15 protein-coding genes are annotated in these 15734 nt (G+C 63.3%); 3 read left to right on the forward strand and 12 right to left on the reverse strand.

Features of this window, described 5'->3' with window-relative positions; all coding sequences use genetic code 11:
• Window positions 1–59: 59 nt before the first annotated feature.
• Window positions 60–938, forward strand: a complete 879-nt coding sequence (locus ACJJV2_RS09315) for an AraC family transcriptional regulator (protein WP_084589321.1) — start codon at window positions 60–62, stop codon at window positions 936–938.
• Window positions 939–947: 9 nt separating this feature from the next.
• Here the strand turns inward: ACJJV2_RS09315 and ACJJV2_RS09320 are convergent, their stop codons facing one another.
• The 7 genes from ACJJV2_RS09320 to ACJJV2_RS09350 form a co-directional block, all read right to left on the reverse strand.
• Window positions 948–1667, reverse strand: coding sequence for an aspartate/glutamate racemase family protein (locus tag ACJJV2_RS09320; RefSeq protein WP_052384440.1), 720 nt, complete (start codon window positions 1665–1667; stop codon window positions 948–950).
• 172 nt (window positions 1668–1839) lie between these two features.
• Window positions 1840–3120: a TRAP transporter large permease gene (locus ACJJV2_RS09325; RefSeq protein ID WP_043332797.1), complete on the reverse strand. Its 1281-nt coding sequence runs from the start codon at window positions 3118–3120 to the stop codon at window positions 1840–1842.
• Between the two features lie 4 nt (window positions 3121–3124).
• Window positions 3125–3682 carry a TRAP transporter small permease gene (locus ACJJV2_RS09330; RefSeq protein WP_043332799.1) on the reverse strand — a complete coding sequence of 186 codons (558 nt, stop codon included), beginning with the start codon at window positions 3680–3682 and terminating at the stop codon, window positions 3125–3127.
• A gap of 135 nt (window positions 3683–3817) precedes the next feature.
• Window positions 3818–4756 carry a TRAP transporter substrate-binding protein gene (locus tag ACJJV2_RS09335; protein ID WP_215824322.1) on the reverse strand — a complete coding sequence of 313 codons (939 nt, stop codon included), beginning with the start codon at window positions 4754–4756 and terminating at the stop codon, window positions 3818–3820.
• A gap of 168 nt (window positions 4757–4924) precedes the next feature.
• Window positions 4925–6133: a DegT/DnrJ/EryC1/StrS aminotransferase family protein gene (locus tag ACJJV2_RS09340; RefSeq protein WP_043332802.1), complete on the reverse strand. Its 1209-nt coding sequence runs from the start codon at window positions 6131–6133 to the stop codon at window positions 4925–4927.
• Between the two features lie 9 nt (window positions 6134–6142).
• Entirely contained in the window at window positions 6143–7459 is a 1317-nt protein-coding gene (gene hisD / locus ACJJV2_RS09345; RefSeq protein ID WP_064503251.1) for a histidinol dehydrogenase, read from the reverse strand.
• A 128-nt stretch (window positions 7460–7587) separates the two neighbouring features.
• The gene (locus ACJJV2_RS09350; protein ID WP_043332804.1) at window positions 7588–8601 is read right to left on the reverse strand and encodes a D-cysteine desulfhydrase; all 1014 of its coding nucleotides are present in this window, start codon (window positions 8599–8601) and stop codon (window positions 7588–7590) included.
• 407 nt (window positions 8602–9008) lie between these two features.
• On the opposite strand from ACJJV2_RS09350, the gene ACJJV2_RS09355 reads away from it, so the two are divergent.
• Window positions 9009–9914, forward strand: coding sequence for a LysR family transcriptional regulator (locus ACJJV2_RS09355; RefSeq protein WP_043332806.1), 906 nt, complete (start codon window positions 9009–9011; stop codon window positions 9912–9914).
• 108 nt (window positions 9915–10022) lie between these two features.
• On the forward strand, window positions 10023–10241 hold the full coding sequence (locus ACJJV2_RS09360) for a TIGR02450 family Trp-rich protein (protein WP_043332808.1): 219 nt from the start codon (window positions 10023–10025) through the stop codon (window positions 10239–10241).
• A 168-nt stretch (window positions 10242–10409) separates the two neighbouring features.
• Here ACJJV2_RS09360 and ACJJV2_RS09365 read toward each other — a convergent pair whose 3' ends face one another.
• From ACJJV2_RS09365 to ACJJV2_RS09385, 5 genes are all read right to left on the reverse strand, one after another.
• A complete protein-coding gene (locus tag ACJJV2_RS09365) occupies window positions 10410–11594 on the reverse strand; it encodes a pyridoxal phosphate-dependent aminotransferase (RefSeq protein WP_043332811.1) in 1185 nt (394 codons plus the stop codon).
• Between the two features lie 2 nt (window positions 11595–11596).
• Window positions 11597–12271, reverse strand: a complete 675-nt coding sequence (locus tag ACJJV2_RS09370; RefSeq protein WP_043332813.1) for a TetR/AcrR family transcriptional regulator — start codon at window positions 12269–12271, stop codon at window positions 11597–11599.
• Between the two features lie 114 nt (window positions 12272–12385).
• Window positions 12386–13135 (reverse strand): class II aldolase/adducin family protein, encoded by a 750-nt coding sequence (locus ACJJV2_RS09375; RefSeq protein ID WP_197738731.1) that lies wholly within the window; start codon window positions 13133–13135, stop codon window positions 12386–12388.
• A 108-nt stretch (window positions 13136–13243) separates the two neighbouring features.
• Window positions 13244–14200 carry an NAD(P)-dependent oxidoreductase gene (locus ACJJV2_RS09380; RefSeq protein WP_043332815.1) on the reverse strand — a complete coding sequence of 319 codons (957 nt, stop codon included), beginning with the start codon at window positions 14198–14200 and terminating at the stop codon, window positions 13244–13246.
• A gap of 302 nt (window positions 14201–14502) precedes the next feature.
• Complete coding sequence (locus ACJJV2_RS09385) at window positions 14503–15375, reverse strand: DMT family transporter (protein ID WP_209443786.1); 873 nt, start codon at window positions 15373–15375, stop codon at window positions 14503–14505.
• Window positions 15376–15734 lie beyond the last annotated feature (359 nt).

The following is a 15734-nucleotide window of genomic DNA, read 5'->3' on the forward strand; positions in this document are numbered from 1 at the left end:
CTGCAGAATTGAGCCATCATGACATCAGATCACTGAAATCAGACAATCTGCGAGCCGCCATGTCAGTGACCACACCCGTTCTACCGCCATCGCCCGGGGTCAGCACCCGCGGCCCCGATCAGGTGCCCTTCTCCAGCAGCGTCTGCGAGCACGACCCGGACATCTACGAGATTCCGGCCAGCGCCCTGCATGTCGAGACCGGCCAGCAGGTGATGGAGGTGCCGATCCACCAGCATCGCAAGGGACAGCTGGTGATCGCCCTGCATGGCGTGGTGACCAGTCGCGTACCGGAAGGTCTGTGGATGGTGCCGCCGCACAGCGGGGTCTGGATTCCCGGCAACCTGCCCCACAGCAATCATCTGACCCGTGGCGGCCGCGTCTGCCACCTGTTCATCGAGCCCGGTGCGCTCGAGATGCCAAGCCACAGCTGCACGCTGTCGATCTCGCCCCTGCTGCGTGAGCTGGTGCTGCGTCTGGCGGAGCTACCCCAGCCATATCCTGAACAGGGGCCGACAGCGCGGCTGGTCGGCGTGCTGCTGGAAGAGCTGGCCTGCATGCCAAGCGAACGTCTGCACCTGCCCTTGCCCGAAGACCCGCGGCTGACACGCATCAGCGATGCCCTGATCAAGACCCCGGACGACCGACGCACCCTGGCCGAGTGGGCGAGCGAACTGGCGATGAGCGAACGCACCCTCGCCCGGCTTATCCAGCGTGACACCGGCCTGAGCTTCAGCCGCTGGCGTCAGCAACTGCACCTGGTGGTGGCGATTCGCCTGCTGGCCGAAGGCATGAGCGTGCAGCGCGTCTCGGAAGACGTCGGCTATCAGTCCGTCAACGCCTTCATCAGCATGTTCAAGAAGCTGCTCGGCACTACACCCGCCCGCTACCTGCAGGAACGCGAGCAACGCCGCTCTGGCAGTGGCATGGGCGGCGCGTGACGGCGACGCTTACTGAGTGGCCGCCTGTGCCACGCTGACGGCCAGCGCTTCGACGGAATCCACGATCGGCAGCCGGTCATCGAGCAGATGGCTGATAATGGAGAGCTCGGTGCAGGCCAGCACCAGCACATCGGCTTCCTGCGCCACCAGGTCAGCGGCGGCCTGACGGAAGGCTCCCCCGACGGCGTCATCACTCACCTGGCCTTTCTTGACGCTGCGGATCACCTCCAGCATCGCGTCCTCATCCTGGGGATAGGCCAGCGACAGACCACGCGACTCGATGAAGCCTTCGTAAAGGCCAATCTTGCGCAGCGCCGGGGAACACAGCATGCCGACACGTGCGCCCGGCCACTGCGCCGCCACCCAGTCCAGGGTGCGCTCGACGATATGCCACACCGGAATCGAGACGGCGTCCTGCGCATCCTGCCAGTAGTAGTGGGCCGTGTTGCAGGGCATGACCAGAAAATCACACCCGGACTGCTCCAGTCGCTGGGCCATTTCCGCGATGGCAGGCCCCGGAGAGACATCGCCCCCTTCCAGCAGAGCCTTGATGCGCGACGGCACCTTGGGATTGTTGTCGACCACCATGTGTACATGATCGATGTCGTCCTCGGCCGGTGTGGCCTGGATCACCTGCTGCATGAAGGCCACCGTGGCATCCGGCCCCATGCCGCCCAACACGCCCACGACGATATGTTCTGCGCCCGAGGCGTCATGCGAGCTTCTCATTGGTCGTTCTCCGACAAAACTCTCACTGAAGATCAAGGCTCGAGAGGATGGCGACGTGGCCGGCATCCTCTCGAGAAACTGTTTCATGAGGCACTGTTCACGAAGGGTTGTGTTTACGAGCCACTGTGTTGACGAAAACAGTGATGACGAGCCACTGCCCTCCGCTGGGCCGCTAGAAGCCCATCATGTCCGGCAGCCACATTGTCAGCTGCGGCACGAAGGCCAGCAGCAAGGCGATCAGCACCATGGTGCCGACCAGCGGCAGCGCCCGCACCGAGATTTTCTCGATGGACACGTTGGCGATGCTGGAGCTGATGAACATGTTCTCGCCCAGTGGCGGGGTCGAGAAGCCGATCCCGAGACTCACCACCAGCACGATCCCGAAGTGCACCGGGTCGACGCCCAGCTCCACCATGACCGGCAGCAACACCGGCGTGACGATCATGATGGTGGCCAGAATCTCGATGAACATGCCGACGATCAGCAGGAAGGCGATCACCAGCACCCACACCAGCCACAGGCTGTCGGTGATGTTGAGGATGCCCTGGGCGATCATGGCCGGAATGTGATGCTCCACCAGGATGCGACCGAAGGCGGTAGCGGTGAACATGATGATCAGCACGCGACCGGTCAGCCAAGTCGTGTTCTGGAAGGCTTCATTCAAGCCCAGCAGCGAGGACTCCTTGTGAATGAAGACACCGACGAACAGCGCATAGAAGATCGAGACGACGGCGGCTTCGGTCGGTGTGAAAAGACCGCTGTAGATGCCGCCGAGGATGACCACCGGTGCCATCAGTGACCAGAAGCCCTCCTTGAGTACCTTGAAGACACGCGCCTTGTCGTACGGCTCGCCCTGGGCCTGATAGCCGTTGCGCTTGGCGGTGATGTAGTTGGCGATCATCAGGGCCGCCCCCAGCATGATGCCCGGGATGACACCCGCCATGAACAGCGCCGAGATCGACTCGTTGGCGGTCACCCCGTAGATGACCAACGGCATGCTGGGCGGAATCACGACGCCCAGTCCGCCAGCGGTGGCGGTAATCGCCGCCGGATAGCTGCGGCCGTAGCCACGTTCGATCATCGCCGGAATCACCAGCATGCCCACGGCCGCCGTGGTCGCCGGCCCCGAGCCGGAGATGGCGCCGAAGAACATGCAGGCCATCACCGCTGCCGCCCCCAGGCCACCTGCGGCCGGGCCCGCCAGCTCTTCGGCGATACGAATCAGACGCCGCGCGATGCCGGCGTCGCCCATCAGGGCGCCCGCCAGAATGAAGGATGGCAGTGCCATCAGCGGGAAGGAGTTGATCGCCGAGAACGCCAGCTCCACCAGCGAGGTGATGTCATCACCACTGACGACATAGACCGCCATGGACGCCACCCCAAGGGCAACGACGATGGGTGAGCCCAGAAACAGCAGTGCACCGAACAGAGAGAACAGAATAGTCGCGGCCATGGCATCAGCCTCCCATCTTGGCGGTGCGGGTGTCATCGGCGGCATCCGGGGCCGCTTCCGTGATGCGCTTCACTTCCTCGTCGTCCACGTTGCCGGGCTCGATGCCTCTGACCAGCTTGAGGAACTGCACCTGCAATACGCGAAAGGCCATCAAGGTGAAGGCCACGGGGAAGATGTAATAGACATAGGCGAGCGACCAGCCGAGCGCTGGGGACTCATAGGGAAACTCGGTGAGAAGCCCGATCAGATCCAGGCTCTTGTAGGCGATGATCAGGCTGAAGAGCGCCCAGATAAGGTCGACAAACAGCAGGATGGCGTTGGCCACCTTGCGCGGCAGCAGATTGATATGGGTCTGCAGCCGATTGTGGGCACTCAGGTGAGCCGCGTGTGCAGCCCCCAGGAAGACGAACCAGACGAAGGCGTAGCGTGCCAGCTCTTCCATCCATGCCATGCCGATACCGAACACGACACGCAATACCACTTGGGAAAACAGCAGGAGTACGAAGACCGCGAGTAGAAAGCGGCAGGCGTAATCCTCGAGATTGTTCAATCTGGCCAACATGCGAGCCTCCTTCACGATGAACTGTGAGAGGGATACCAGCACTGTCTGGTATCCCTGCTCGATAGCATTGAACGCAGCGGGGGTCGCTCAGGCGTCATTCACGCTGACGCCGCGAGCGACCCCGCCCACTCGGGCTCAGTGGCCCAATGCTTTCTGCAATTCGTCGAAGGATTCCTTGCCGCCGATCTCTTCATAGAACTGCGGCCAGACTTCTTCCTTGGCAATGCTGATCCACTTGTCCTCGTCGGTCAGCTGGGCGGACTGCACCCCTTCCGCTTCCATGGCAGCACGCGCCTGAGAGGCCTCGGTCAGCTGGAATTGAAGCGCATAGAGCTGGGCTTCCAGGCCGGCGCGATCGATGATCTCGCGCTCCTCATCAGAGAGCTTGTTGTAGGTGCGCACCCCCATGACGATCGGCTGCAGGGAGTACTGATAGTGGACCTCGGTCAGATACTTCTGCACTTCCTGGAACTTCATCGTGTAGTTGACGATGTCCGGGTTGTCCTGGCCATCGATCACGCCCTGCTGCAGACCGGTGAAGACTTCCGGCCACGACATGCTGATCGGGCTGGCGCCCCAGGCCTGATAGGTGGCGAGCATGATCTTGTTCTGCGGCACACGGATCTTCATGCCTTCAAGGTCGTCCAGCGACGTCACCGGACGCTTGGAGTTGGTCAGATAACGGAAGTTGGAATACAGCCAGCTGACGATGTGGACGCCGGCCTGTTTCTCGGCGATCTGGTTCCATTCATCCGCCAGCGGGCCGGTGGTGGCCTTGACGGCATCCGCATGGCTACGCAGTGCATAGGGCATGGTGAGCGCGCCAAGGCGCGGCGCGTAGGGCGTCAGGTTGCCGACGCCGATCAGCGCGAAGTCCAGCTTGCCGATGCGCGTGTCCTGGATCATGCCGGTCTCGGAGCCCAGCTGACCGCCCGGGAACAACTCCACCTGCATCTCGCCATCGGAAAGGTCCTCGACCAGTTCCTCGAAGCGCTGTGCAAGCGCGCCCTGATCCGAATCCATCGGATCGCCCATGCCGACCTTGAAGGTCTTTGCCTGAGCGGTCGCTGACATCGCCAACATCACTGCGGTTGCCAAGAGAGCTTTATTGAACATTGTTATTACTCCACTGGTTGCGGGTCCGCATGGCCTGTCACCAGGACATGCGGATTGAAGATCATGTGGCTTTCAAAGCGTTATCGTTATGGGTTCACCCCTGTCACGTGCTGCCGCCGGGCATAGTCACGCGACGGTCGAGACAGGTCGTGCACTGTGCAGAGCGTCCTGGATCAAGTCCGCGATGACCTCGCAGTCCTGCACGTCAAAGGTCAGCGGGAGACGCAGATCACACAGCGTCGCCAGCACCCGGTCGGCATTGGGCACTGCACGATGGCTGCCCAGATAGGCCCAGCTGTCGTAGCGGCTGGTGTAATCCTCCGGCAGCGGCTTGCCGTACCATTTCACCGGTAGCCCACGCGCTTCACAGCCTGCGATGAAGGCGGCGATCTGCTCGTGGGAGCACTGCGCCAGCGTGAACTGGATGGAGCTTCCGACGTAGCCTTCCAGCGGGCCACGCAGGATGGGCGTGACGCCCTCCATGGCCGCGAGCCGGTCCTGCATGCGGGCATAGAGGGCATTCCAGCGCTCACGACGCTCTGCCAGCTCCCCCAGTTGCGGACGCAGGATGGCAGCACGCAGATTGTCCATGCGACCACTCATGTTGGGGGTCTGCAGGCGCGTCTCGGCGAAGCTCTCCGCGGCCGGTGCCGCCAGGTGGCGGTCGTACAGCATGTAGGAGCCCGACAGGATGATGGCGCGTCGCATCACCTCATCATCGGCGGTCGCCAGCAGGCCACCTTCACCGGAATTGACGTGCTTGTAGGTCTGGGTGCTGTAGCAGCCGACCTTGCCGAAGGTGCCGCTGGGCTTGCCGTCGTAGCTCGCACCCATGGTATGCGCGCAATCCTCGATCACCGTGATGCCGCGGCTGTCGCAGGCCTGCATGATCGCGTGCATGTCGCCGATATGGCCGCGCATGTGCGAGAGCATGAAGAAGCGGGCCCCGCTCTGATCTGCCGCACGCGCCAGATCCTCCGGATCGACCGTGGTGTCCTCGAGGATGTCCACCAGCACCGGCTCGCCACCGGCGGCGACGATGCTGCCGGGCACCGGGGACAGGGTGAAGGCGTTGCACAGCACCTTGTCACCGGCCTCGAGTCCGCAGGCGCGCAGCGCCAGTTGCAGGGCATAGCCGCCGGAGGCACAGGCCAGCGCATGGGGAATGCCCAGACTCGCCGCGAATTCCTGCTCCAGCAGCGCCGTTTCGCCCTGCTCGCCTTCCGCCAGGTTGTAGCGATGCAGGCGACCACTGCGCATCACGGCGACGGCAGCCTCGATGGCGGTGTCGGAGATGGCTTCCTGTTGGGTGAATGACTTGGCAAAACGACGCATGTGGCCTCCTCAATACCGCTTCTGGGCATAGACGGGGAAATCCCAATCCTGCTCGGGGAAGTATTTGGTGAGGCGCCAGTCACAGGCACGCGCATGGCCTTCCATCCCTTCGGTGCGCGAGATGCGCGAACCGATGGCACTGAACTTGAGATTGGCTTCAACACTGAGCTGTTGGGTGGTCAGTACCTTCATGAACTTGTGGACATTCAGACCGCCGGAGTAGCGACCGGCGCGCTTGGTCGGCAGGATGTGGTTGGTGCCGGAACACTTGTCACCGTGGGTGACGGTGCTGCCTTCGCCGAGGAACAGAGAGCCGTAGTTGCTGAGATTCTGCTTCCACCACTCCAGGTCCTCACACAGCACCTGCAGGTGTTCGCAGGCGTACTGATCACTGATCTGGACCACTTCTTCGCGGGTGTCGCACAGGATGACTTCGCCGTAGTCGCGCCAGGCGGCGTGGATGACCTCGGCGTTGGGCATGTCGTTGCCGACCAGCGGCACCAGCTCGATGACGCGGCGCGCGACCTCTTCACTGGTGGTGAACAGCCAGACCGGCGAGTTCGGGCCGTGCTCCGCCTGGGAGACGAGATCCACCGCGATGGTCATCGGGTCTGCCGTGTGATCGGCGATCACCGCCGATTCGGTGGGGCCGGCGAAGACGTCGATGCCGACCTGCCCGAACAGCAGGCGCTTGGCTTCGGCCACGAAGGCGTTGCCCGGGCCGACGAGGATGTCGGCTTCGCGCCCGCCGAACAGGCCGAAGGCCATGCTGGCGACCGCGTGAACGCCGCCCATCTCCAGGATGCGGTCGGCACCGGCCACATGCATGGCGTAGGCCACCGCCGGATTGATGCTGTCACCGCGCGGTGGCGAACAGGCCGTGATGTACTTGACGCCGGCGGCCTTGGCCGTGGCGACGCTCATCAGCGCCGAGGCGGCATGCGCGTAGCGTCCGCCCGGCACGTAGCAACCCGCGGCATCGATGGGCAGCACGCGCTGCCCCAGCACGACACCCGGCTCGGTCTCTATCTCGAAGGACGTCAGGCTGTCGCGCTGCGCTTCGGCGAAACGACGGATCTGGCGATGGGCGAAATCGATATCGTCCTTGACGCTCTGCGGCACGCTTTCGATCAGCGTGGCCAGCTTTTCCTCGCTGAGGACGAAATCGCCGCTCCAGTTGTCGAACTTCTCGGCATACATCCGCACGGCGTCTTCACCACGCGAGCGAATGTCCTGCAGCATGTCCTGGACGATGGCCGTGGTGCGCTGATCTTCCTCTGCCACGCCGTCGGCTGCTTCAGCCAGCTTGAGGTGTCTGATTGTCATTGTGATTCCCCGAAAACTGCTGTGATCATCACGCTCCCTTGCCAGCTGGGCCGGGGAGCGTGTCGTTACGGGATGCGTCAGTCACGCCGCTGTCGTCAGGCGGGACGCATCACTGGCCGCAAACGCTATCAGGCCTGGTAATCCGCGAAGTTGAAGGCATCCGGGTAGCCGAACAGGGCCACGGCACCGCCGGTGTGCAGGAAAACCACGTTCTCGCCTTCCTTGAAGTGCCCCTTGCGTACCAGGTCGATCAGACCGGCCATGCCCTTGCCGGAGTAGACCGGGTCCAGCAGGATGCCTTCCTGCTGAGCCAGCAGCGTGACGGCCTCGATCATGCTTTCGGTCGGAATGCCGTAGCCGTCACCGACGTAATCGCAGTTGGCGACGACATCTTCACGCTTGACCACGTCAGACAGGCCCAGCTTGGCTTCGGTCTTCTGTGCCAGCGCGAAGACATTGCCTTCCTGCTTGTCCTTCGGGGCCCGCACGCCGATGCCGAGTACCGGAATGCCGGAGTTGCAGGCGGTCAGGCCCGTCACCAGACCCGCCTGGGTCCCGGCGCTGCCGGTGGCGTGCACGAGGTGATCGATCTTGAGGCCCATGTCGTTGGCCTGGGACAGCAGTTCGAGGGCGGCATTCACGTAACCCAGCGCGCCGATCTCGTTGGAACCACCCCCCGGGATGATGTAGGGCTTCTTGCCCTTGCCGATCAGCTTGTCGGCCAGCGCTTCCATCTCGGCGGCCATGTCGGCACCGCCTTCACGCTTGGCGACCGTCGCGCCATGCAACTGGTCGAGGAAGACGTTGCCGTTGTAGTTGTAGCTGCGGTCGTCGCTGCCGGTACGGTCTTCCAGCAGGATGTGGCACTCAAGACCCAGCTTGCAGGCAGCGGCAGCGGTCTGACGCGCGTGGTTGGACTGGGTAGCGCCCTGGGTGATGATGGTGTCGGCGCCCTGCTCCAGCGCGTCTGCCATCAGGAATTCCAGCTTGCGAGTCTTGTTGCCACCGGTGGAAAGCCCGGTGCAGTCATCACGTTTGATCCAGAGACGCGGCCCACCCAACAGCTTGCTCAGGTTGTCCATCGGCTCCAGCGGAGTCGAGAGGTGACCAAGGCGAACACGGGGAAAACGGGACAGATGCATACGAGCCTCCAGGCGAGTCATTGTTGTCATAGGGGGTTACTCTCATAACGACGTTCGTCGAATGTGTGACATCACTCCGGCACGCCGCCGAGCGGTCTTCTCAACAGTAAGCCGCGATTCTCGCCAGTCCCAATGCCATGTTTCTCAAAGTTTGTTACTTTTCTGCATGACCAGCTCTTTGCTCTTGTCCGACTCAGGCATCCAGAAGATCGTCATGCCCGCGACGCCGACCGGCAGTCATATCCATTGCCTGTGGCCTGTGGCCCCTGGCCCTTCGGCGCTGCCCTACCATTGACGAACCATGGATGGTTCATGCTCCGGGGGTGTGCTTGCGGTCTTCACCCCAACAAGCACTCGGTGCATGATGGCCGACCTCCAACAACAACCGACATCTCCTCAGGCGACGCATGAAGATCGAATGGATCGAAGACTTTCTCGCATTGATCGAGGCCGGAACCTTCTCGCTGGCAGCCGAGAGACGCAACGTGACGCAACCCGCCTTCTCGCGCCGGATACGGCAGCTGGAAGAGTGGCTGGGCGTCGAGCTGGTCTATCGTCAGTCGCAGCGCATGATCCTCACCGAGCACGCGCTGGAATATGAGCAGGAAATGCGGGAATGGCTGGCGCGGCTCTACACGTTGCGCAGCCGCCTGCGCAGCGAGGCCCGCCAGGGGCCGAAGGCAATCATCACCACCCAGCACACCCTCACCGTCAGCTATCTGCCGCGGTTGCTGCGCTATTTCCGGCACAACTCCCCCGAAGCCGGACTGCAGGTGAAATCACTGGATCGCAGCGAATGCCTGCAACTGTTCGAGCATGATCAGGCAGACCTGCTGCTGTGCTCAGAACTGCAGGGCGCGCCGATCTTCGATGACAACGGCGACACCCAGCGCATCTCGCTGGGGCTGGAGCGGCTGCTGCCGGTGTGTGCTCCGGACGCCCAGGGGCGCCCCCTGCACCTGCCGCGCAGTGACCAGCGCCTGCCCTTGATCGCCTATGATCCGGAGAGTTTTCTGGGCCAGATTCTGGCCTCGCCCTACCTGATGGACCTGCAGCGCGCCCAGGACATCGACATCATCTGCGAGACGTCCTTTACGCTGGGCATTCGTGAACTGGTGATGGCCGGATTGGGAGTCGGTTGGCTGCCCCACGGCCTGATCGAGGATGACCTGGAGAGCGGCAGACTGGTCTCGCTATTGGATGATCTGGGCGGCCCGACCCTCGAGGTGGCCTGCTATTGTCGCCGTGGCAAGCACAGCGCGGCGACCGAGTCGCTGTGGCAACTGCTCAACGAGAGCCCACCTTCGGTGTAAGCCCACCTGGCGCTCACCTGTCTGCTGGGCTCTGACTTGACCAGCACTGACTTGACTGGCACTGACTCGAGCAGCACGCAGCTGCCAACCGTTTCTTGAGGAACCAGCATGAATCGCATCAACCCCGACAAGCTGTTGCAGAGCAAATGGACCGCCGTGTCGCCCCGGGAGCGTGAGCGCCATTTCATCGTCACACGCTTGATTCGTGATGAGCAGGACGAACATGTGGTCGAGGTCGTGTTGCAGGCGGTGCTGACACGCAGGGATTACACCCTCGCCTGGCGCGAGCTCAAGGCAGATGATGTCTGGCAGATGGGCTGGAAATGACGGGCTGGAAATGATGACCTGACTTGAGCATCGCTGAACGCAGAAACGCCGCCCTCGGGCGGCGTTTCTGCGTCTATGCAACAGAGGGTGAGACGGATTGAAGCCTGATCTTGACTGGCCTTGCCTTGCCTGGCCTTGAGACTGACCGAAAGTCACTGAGAAAAGATCTCAGGCCACGACCTCGGCTTCCAGCTGGTCACACAGCAGCGCCATGCGCTGCACCGCTTCCAGCAGGCTGTCGTCCGGCACGGTCAGGGCGACACGTACCAGCGGCGTACCGCAATCACCGAAGACGCTGCCGGGCATCACCGCCACCTGCTGCTGTTCCAGCAGCCGCCAGGCGAATTGCTCACCGTTCAGGCCGGTGCGTGAGACATCGACCATCAGGAACATGCCGCCCTGGGGCAGGCTGGAGGACAGCTGCGGGATGGCCGCCAGCGCCTCGTGGACCAGACGCGCGCGGCGCCCGAGAGAGTCGCGCAGACGCTCGGTGGTATCGAAATCCCCGCGCAGCGCGGCCTCGGTCATGTCGGCGATGAAGGGCTGGTTGCCGAACAGCATGGTTTCCGAGACAGGCAACAGCCGACGGCAGAATTCCGCCGAGCCGATGGCCCAGCCACTGCGAAAACCGGTGGCAGCGTGACTCTTGGAGATCGAGGACACCACCACGGTGCGCTCACGCAGTGCCTCGATTTCCAGCGGAGAGACGAATTCGCCCGTGAAGATCAGCGCTTCATAGACCTCATCGCAGACGATCCACAGATCATGCTCGCGACATAGCGCGCCGATATGCTCGAGGGTCGTTCGGTCCATCACCGCCCCGGTGGGGTTGTGCGGCGTATTGAGCAGCAACACACGGCTCTGCGGCGTGATGGCCGCGGCCAGATCGTCTGGCTGCAACACGAAGCCATGCTCCATGCGCAGCGGTACCGGCTGCAGGTCACCGCCGGCGCCGCGGATCACGCCCTCATAGGTCGCGTAGTAGGGGTCGCCGGTCAGTACGCCGGCCCCCTCCTCCACCAGCGCCAGCATCACCGCGAACAGCGCCGTCTGCGTGCCGGGGAAACACAGCACGTTGTCTGCACTGATCTCGGGCATGCGCGCGGCGTAGCGCTCGGCCAGTGCCGCGACCAGCCCCGGTTCACCACGGCTATCGGAGTAGCGGGTACGGCCAGCCCGCAGCGCCTCGACACAGTGCTCGACCAGGGCCGGGTGCGTGGCGATATCCGGCTCCCCGATGGTCAGCTCGATGATCGGCTCGCCGGCCTGGATACGCTGGCGGGCGGCGCTGTGAACGGCCCATTTGTCACCGCCCAGATCACTCAGTCGTTCGGTAATGGTGGCGTAGCGCATGCTCAACTCCTGTGAGGTGGGGGTGATGTCGTGATAGCGACGTGCTCAAGCAAGGTGCCCTGTGGCAGCCGCAGAATGCCCTCTGCCGCCCGCATGGCGATCGCGGGCAGCCGCTCGACCGGATAGAGGTCGTGTTCCAGCCCGCCTTCCAGCCACAGGCCATCGATCAAGCCATTGAGGGCGATCGCCTGCTCCTGACATTCGCTCTCGGTGGCGGGCAGCGCGTGGGCACTCAACACCGGCTGGACCAGCTGTGCGAGCAGATCGAGAAACTCGCGATAGGTTTCCTGGTGCACCGCCGAATAGCTGGCATCGTGGCGCACCCGGCCAATGAAGGTCGCCCACAGGGAGATCTTGTGGGCGGCCAGGTTGGGCTGCGTGAGACTCGCCGCGATGAAGCGCGCCAGACGACACGCCGGGGATTCATCACTGGCCGGGCTGGCATCGGCGATATCGGAGGTCAGCTGGCCCATCATGTAGGCGTAGGCGGCCCGCACCATGTCGTCCTTGGTGCCGAAATGGTGGCGAATCAGTCCGGGCGAGACCCCGGCCGCCTCCGCCACGCGGCGCACGCTGGCGCCGGCCAGACCGTGCTGCGCGACACAGCTCAGGGTGGCTTCCAGCAGGTCGCGACGACGCTGATCCTGGGAAAGCCGCTGGAAGGCCTTGCGACTCATCGTGATGTCTCCCGTCCGGTCGCGGTCCCGCGCATCAGACACTCGATGGGCTGATCCACGACGATGCTTTCACCAAAGGCGCCTTCTGCGACTCGCCCTTCAACGACGATGCTTTTAGCAACGATAGTCACAGCCAAGGCTCTCCAGCAGTCGCAGATGAGACTCCCACTCCAGCGCCAGATCTCCCTCCTCGTGGATGGCCATGTCGTACTGACCGACCACATGCTCACAGATCTCGGGCGAGAGGCGGCGCACCGGCTGGCCCATTGACAGGGTCGCGACCTGGATCTCGCAGCTGCGCTCGAGATAGAACATGTTGTTGAACATCTCGGCGGCAGAGGCGCCGGTGGTCAGCAGGCCATGATTGCGCAGGATCAGCGCCGGATTGTCGCCAAGGCTCGCCACGATGCGCTCGCGCTCATCCAGATCCAGCGCGATACCCTCGTAATCGTGGTAGGAGACGCGGCCATGGAACTGCAGGGCGATCTGATTCAGGGGCAAGAGCCCTTCTTCCAGGCTCGACACCGCCACACCGGCGCGGGTATGGGTATGCATGATCCAGCTGGCTGAGTGACTTGCCGCATGAATCGCCGAGTGAATGGTGAAACCGGCCGGATTGACCCGCGCGGCGCTGTCATCGACCTTCTGGCCGTTGACGTCGATCTTGACCAGCGAGGACGCCGTGATCTCCTCCCAGCGCCAGCCGTAGGGATTGATCAGAAAATGCCCTTCCTCATCCGGCACCCGCGCGGTGATGTGGGTGTAGATCAGGTCGGTCATGCGATAGTGCGCTGCCAACCGGTAGCAGGCCGCCAGGTCCAGGCGTGCTTGCCACTCCGCGTCACTCATGGTCGATGCCGGCATGTTGCTGTCTCCTGTGGTCACGATGTCGCTGTCTGGGGTCGAGAAAGGCTCGGCTGAGCCTTGAGAGGCATTGAAGCGTCCACCTTCGGGGTTCAAGCGACGCGGGCCTCAATAGCCGCGCTGGCGATCCACGCCCAGCGTGAGCGGCAGGCCATCGCGCAACTCACGCGCCGTGGCCACCACCTGTTCGGCCACCACCTCGGGGAGCGAGTCACTGGCCACGTGCGGCGTGATGCGCAGGCGCGCGTCCTGCCACCAGCGGTGAGTGGGCGCCAGCGGCTCCTCGCGGAAGACATCCAGCGTCGCGCCTGCCAGTTGCCCCGCGTCGAGGGCGGCTTCAAGGTCCGCTTCCACCAGGTGCTCGCCGCGACCGATCTGCACCAGCCAGGCGCCACGGCGCAGTTGAGCAAACAAGGCAGCATTCAGCACGTTCTCGGTCACCGGGGTCAGCGGCAGGATATTGATCAGGTAATCGGCACCGTCGGCCGCCGCCATGACGGCAGCGTCACCGGTCAGGTAACGCACACCCGACACCGGCGCGGCTGGTTCGCTGCGACAGGCGACCGTCACCGAGAATCCCAGGGTCGACAGCGAAGTGACCACGGCGCGCCCCATGCTGCCGTGGCCCAGCACTGCCACCTGTGCCTTCTCTGGCGCACGCATTGCCAACGGCTGCCATTCGCCACGCGTGGCATTGTCGGCCATGACGGCAAACTCGCGCTCGCGATGCAGTACCTCGTGAGCGGCGAAACCGGCCATCAGATACGCCTGATGCGGGTCGCGCACCCGTGCGACCTGAACCTCGGCCGAGAGCCCCGGATGCCCCAGCAGGGCATCCACCCCCGCCGCGATCGACATGGCAAGCCGAAGATTCGGGTACGGCGCGAAGGCGTCCTCCCCCGGCTGCCAGCAGATGGCGAACCGCACCTCGCTCGGGTCCTCGATCTCATGCGGATGACGCAGTACGACATCGTCGCCCAGCTGGCGCAGTGCTTCACCGTAGACGCTGTCCAGGTCCAGGGATTCACTCAGATAGACACCCAGAATCGGGGCTTGGCTTGGCATTGGCTCTCCTTGTGACACGACTGGCAGCGAGTGGGTTGCCATGGATTTATCCTCACTATTACACACTCGTATAACTACTGCCAACCGTCACGTGCTCCCCTGCTCTCTCATCGCCTTGCCAATGCCTTGATCGACGGGGTGTTGCCGTCACCGCACTGTTCTGGAGGAAACATGCGCGCCACAACGACAAAAGGAGAGGCGCAAGCGCCTCTCCTTTCTCATGTGTCATCTGGTCGATGGTGCAAGCTGGCATCAGCGGTGATGACAGCCTGCCGCTGCCAGCCTGATGGCAGCGAGGGGATTCACAACGAGGCCACCTTCGCCACTGGCGGGCGCTGCTTGCCCTGGGTGACGATGTAGATACCGCTTGCGACCACGATGGCGGCGCCCAGCAGGGTCATGGCATCGAGGCTTTCCCCCAGCACCATGACGCCGAGCGCCAAGGCAAACAGGACGCGGGTATAGCGAAATGGCGTGACCACCGAGACCTCGCCCTTGCGCATGGCAATCGTCAAGGCGTTGTAGGCGATGACCCCGAGTATCACGGCACCCACGATCAGCCAGGTCGCCTCGGGCGCATACGCAAGCGGGGTCTGCTGGTAGAGAGCGATCAGCCCCCCCGCCGGAATCAGGGCGAGAAAGCCATAGATGCCGAGCTGGACGTTGGACAACGACGCCGGCGCGCCGCGCGTCGCCAGGTCCCGTCCGGCGAAGCCGATCGTGCTGATCACCGCAAACAGTGAGGTCATGTTGAAGCTGTCGAGGCCTGGGCGCACGATCAGCAGCACGCCAATGAAGCCGACACCGATTGCCAGCCAGCGCTTGCGGCTGACGCGCTCCCCGAAGAACAGTGCCGCCCCGGCCACCACGACCAGCGGCGTCGCCTGCAGGATGGTGGAGGCAGTGGAAAGCGGCATCAGGGTGATGGCGAGGGCGAAGCTGCTGCGGGCGATGATTTCACAGATGACACGCACCAGAATCGGACGCGAGAAGATCGCCGCAGGCATGAGGGACTCACCGCGCAGGCAGGTCAACAGCATGAAGACCAGCATGCCGCCGAGACCGAACAGCATCAGGGTGATACCGGTCGAGGTATGCCCCGCCGCCAACTTGAACAACAGATCCTCCACCGCGAATGCTGCCATCGCGATGACCATGAAAACACTACCACGCATATTGTCCACTCACGCCCCCTTGGTCTTTCAAGTCACATTCACCAGACGGTCTGGCGGCCAGGATCAAGCGCGTATCGCGCTGCAACATCACCCCACGGCAGGCAGCGGGTCCGCTTGATCATCGGTGGCATCGTCCCACCATCACGCCATCAAGTCTTGCACCCTGCGCGTGAGGAGAAACAGGCGCGATTGCCGCAAAGACGCGTTTCAGAACCCCCCATGATGGCGCAAGGCCACGCTATCCGGCACTCGAGTGATGCGCTGGCAGCGCTCTTGTTAGACGAAAGATATGGCGTCAGGCGCCCGGCGCGCTCGAATCTGAACGTCAAGGAAAGCCAGAACTTCACGGCAAGCCTCGC

This window comes from Cobetia sp. Ld8 (genome assembly GCF_045066615.1).
GTDB lineage: Bacteria > Pseudomonadota > Gammaproteobacteria > Pseudomonadales > Halomonadaceae > Cobetia > Cobetia amphilecti.

Excerpts from the sequence above, each read along its gene's own strand:
- ACJJV2_RS09315 (WP_084589321.1), top strand. The coding sequence starts at position 60 with ATGTCAGTGACCACACCCGTTCTACCGCCATCGCCCGGGGTCAGCACC.
- ACJJV2_RS09320 (WP_052384440.1), bottom strand. The coding sequence starts at position 1,667 with ATGAGAAGCTCGCATGACGCCTCGGGCGCAGAACATATCGTCGTGGGC.
- ACJJV2_RS09325 (WP_043332797.1), bottom strand. The coding sequence starts at position 3,120 with ATGGCCGCGACTATTCTGTTCTCTCTGTTCGGTGCACTGCTGTTTCTG.
- ACJJV2_RS09330 (WP_043332799.1), bottom strand. The coding sequence starts at position 3,682 with ATGTTGGCCAGATTGAACAATCTCGAGGATTACGCCTGCCGCTTTCTA.
- ACJJV2_RS09335 (WP_215824322.1), bottom strand. The coding sequence starts at position 4,756 with ATGTCAGCGACCGCTCAGGCAAAGACCTTCAAGGTCGGCATGGGCGAT.
- ACJJV2_RS09340 (WP_043332802.1), bottom strand. The coding sequence starts at position 6,133 with ATGCGTCGTTTTGCCAAGTCATTCACCCAACAGGAAGCCATCTCCGAC.
- hisD (WP_064503251.1), bottom strand. The coding sequence starts at position 7,459 with ATGACAATCAGACACCTCAAGCTGGCTGAAGCAGCCGACGGCGTGGCA.
- ACJJV2_RS09350 (WP_043332804.1), bottom strand. The coding sequence starts at position 8,601 with ATGCATCTGTCCCGTTTTCCCCGTGTTCGCCTTGGTCACCTCTCGACT.
- ACJJV2_RS09355 (WP_043332806.1), top strand. The coding sequence starts at position 9,009 with ATGAAGATCGAATGGATCGAAGACTTTCTCGCATTGATCGAGGCCGGA.
- ACJJV2_RS09360 (WP_043332808.1), top strand. The coding sequence starts at position 10,023 with ATGAATCGCATCAACCCCGACAAGCTGTTGCAGAGCAAATGGACCGCC.
- ACJJV2_RS09365 (WP_043332811.1), bottom strand. The coding sequence starts at position 11,594 with ATGCGCTACGCCACCATTACCGAACGACTGAGTGATCTGGGCGGTGAC.
- ACJJV2_RS09370 (WP_043332813.1), bottom strand. The coding sequence starts at position 12,271 with ATGAGTCGCAAGGCCTTCCAGCGGCTTTCCCAGGATCAGCGTCGTCGC.
- ACJJV2_RS09375 (WP_197738731.1), bottom strand. The coding sequence starts at position 13,135 with ATGCCGGCATCGACCATGAGTGACGCGGAGTGGCAAGCACGCCTGGAC.
- ACJJV2_RS09380 (WP_043332815.1), bottom strand. The coding sequence starts at position 14,200 with ATGCCAAGCCAAGCCCCGATTCTGGGTGTCTATCTGAGTGAATCCCTG.
- ACJJV2_RS09385 (WP_209443786.1), bottom strand. The coding sequence starts at position 15,375 with ATGCGTGGTAGTGTTTTCATGGTCATCGCGATGGCAGCATTCGCGGTG.